The sequence below is a fragment of the Aminobacter sp. P4_H6_2 genome, assembly GCF_056400805.1.
In genome coordinates, this window is the sequence record NZ_JBFUKO010000734.1 from 1 (window position 1) to 2,500 (window position 2,500).

Annotated in this window: 4 protein-coding genes; all 4 read right to left on the reverse strand. The window is 60.6% G+C overall.

The annotated features are described in order from the left end of the window. Positions 1-802 (reverse strand): phenylalanine--tRNA ligase subunit alpha (locus AC1DUU_RS29350; RefSeq protein WP_476786843.1); only part of this gene is annotated, 802 nt, incomplete at its 3' end. A 114-nt stretch (positions 803-916) separates the two neighbouring features. Continuing rightward, positions 917-1,318: a 50S ribosomal protein L20 gene (gene rplT, locus AC1DUU_RS29355; protein WP_214393008.1), complete on the reverse strand. Its 402-nt coding sequence runs from the start codon at positions 1,316-1,318 to the stop codon at positions 917-919. A gap of 37 nt (positions 1,319-1,355) precedes the next feature. Continuing rightward, positions 1,356-1,559: a 50S ribosomal protein L35 gene (rpmI, locus tag AC1DUU_RS29360; protein ID WP_476786844.1), complete on the reverse strand. Its 204-nt coding sequence runs from the start codon at positions 1,557-1,559 to the stop codon at positions 1,356-1,358. A gap of 208 nt (positions 1,560-1,767) precedes the next feature. Then, on the reverse strand, positions 1,768-2,394 hold the full coding sequence (locus tag AC1DUU_RS29365) for a methyltransferase family protein (RefSeq protein ID WP_476786845.1): 627 nt from the start codon (positions 2,392-2,394) through the stop codon (positions 1,768-1,770). Between the last annotated feature and the right edge of the window lie 106 nt (positions 2,395-2,500).

The following is a 2,500-nucleotide window of genomic DNA, read 5'->3' on the forward strand; positions in this document are numbered from 1 at the left end:
GGATGTCGACCTCGAGGCTCGGCTCGGTGAACGGGAAGAAGGACGGGCGGAAGCGCATCTTGACGGACGGCACCTCGAAGAACGCCTTGCAGAACTCTTCCAGCACCCACTTCATGTTGGCGATGTTGGCGGTCTTGTCGATCACCAGACCCTCGACCTGATGGAACATCGGCGAGTGCGTGGCGTCCGAATCCTGCCGGTAGGTCTTGCCGGGAATGACGATGCGGATCGGCGGCTTCTGCGTCTCCATGGTGCGGATCTGCACCGGCGAGGTGTGGGTGCGCAAAAGCTTGCGCTCGCCATTCTGGTCAGGCGGGAAGAAGAAGGTGTCGTGCATCTCGCGCGCCGGATGCCCCTCGGGGAAGTTCAGCGCGGTGAAATTGTAGTGATCGGTCTCGACATCGGGACCTTCAGCAATGGCAAAGCCGAGATCGCCGAAGATCGCCGCGATCTCGTCGATGACCTGGCTGATCGGATGGATGCGGCCGCGCTCGGCCGGCGACTGGCGCACCGGCAAGGTGACGTCGACCTTTTCGGCAATCAGGCGCGCGGTGATGGCTACGTCGCGCAGCTCGGTCTTGCGAGCGGAGAGCGCATCGGTGACGCGGTTCTTGAGGCCGTTGATCGCCGGACCCTTGGTCTGGCGCTCTTCGGCGCTCATCGCGCCGAGCGTCTTCAGCATCTCCGAGACCGAGCCTTTCTTGCCGAGGGCGGCAACTCGCACCGCCTCGATGGCCTGTTCGTCGGAGGCGGAAGCGATGTCGCTCAGCAGCGATTGTTCGAGAGTTTCAAGATCGCTCATGGTCCAGTTCCGTTGCGGCCCAAACGGCCCTTCGTTGCTGCAAAGAAAAACCCGCGCCAGCCGTGCCAGCGCGGGTTTCCCAAATCAAGTCTGTGATGCTTGGGAAGGCGCTGGTTAAGCAACAGCGCTTTCAAAAGCATTCGGGGTGGTGTTCTTGAGGTACTCAAGAGCAACCTTGGCCTTGGCAACGAGCACGGCAAATGCCTGGGGCTCGTGGATGGCCATGTCGGAGAGGATCTTGCGATCGATCTCGATGTTGGCCTTGTTCAGGCCGTCGATGAAGCGGCCATATGTCAGGCCATGCTCGCGGACCGCTGCGTTGATACGCTGGACCCACAGGGCGCGGAAGTTGCGCTTGCGGTTCTTGCGGTCGCGGTAAGCGTACTGCTTCGACTTCTCAACCGCCTGCTTGGCAATGCGGATGGTGTTCTTGCGGCGGCCGTAGAAACCCTTGGCCTGCTCGAGAACCTTCTTGTGCTTGGCGTGGGACGTTACGCCCCTTTTTACACGTGCCATGTCATGATCTCCTTAAAACGCTGTCCAGACCGAGGGCTCAGAGGCCGTTCGGAAGAAAATTCTTKATGACCTTCTTGGCGTCCGGTTCAGCCAGRACCATCGTGCCACGGGCATCGCGAATAAACTTGTTGGAACGCTTGATCATGCCATGGCGCTTGCCGGCGGCAGCCGCCAGGACCTTGCCGGTCCCGGTGATCTTGAACCGCTTCTTGGCAGCGGATTTGGTCTTCATCTTGGGCATTTTGCTACTCCGTTCTTAGGATTCCTCGGCACCCGGAGATGCTTGCGAAATCCCTCATGTTGTTGTTTTCAGGCCGACCAAAGCCCGAAAAGCAAATGGAACCGCCACGGCATGCCCTGCCGGGCGGTTCTGGGACGCGGCTATATACGCGGAAGTGGTGCAATGCGCAACACCCTGGGCGCTGCGCAAATGCAATGAATCGCAAAGCTCAGGGAATGCGGAACAGGACCGGCAGCGTGCCCGTCATCTGGGCATTATCGATCATCTCGAACACAGGAAGTGCTACCAGGAATACCAGGCCGTCAAGCAGCGTCGTCAGCAGGATACGGGGGTTGAAGCTGCCCGTATTGCCCTCCTGGTAGAGGGAAATGTTGGGAAAGAAGCGCGGCACCCTGGCGACATAAGCCTGGTATTCGGGGCCGAAGAGCGAGTCGAGATGCCGTTCCTCGCGCAGGATGACGATATGGAAGGCCAAGGCGCACAATGCGGCAAAGCCGATCGTGGCGACGATGGAGCCCATCTGGGCGCCGACGCCGGCCGCCGCCAGCGTCGAAAACACGTAAAGCGGGTTGCGAGTCATCGAATAGGGCCCGCCTGTAACGATCTCCCCCGACTTGCGCCCGCCGATGTAGAGCGTGCACCACAGGCGCCCGACGATGCCGAGGAAGATCATCAGCAGGCCGGCCATCTCGAGGACTTCGTGGACTGTCGTTTCGGGCGGGAAGGTCGACTGGCCGAACAACAGCGCCGCAAACATGGCGATGATCAGCGCGGCAAGCACCATGCGGCGCCGGTGCTGATAATTCCCCAGCCCTTCAACCATCTGTTTGCTCATGGCAGTCCACTCGCCTGCAGTACCCGCATGGCGAGTTCGACCGCTCGACGCCTTTCAAGAGAAATGAAACATCGCCCCGGCTGTCGCCGGCATCAGAGCGCCGCGC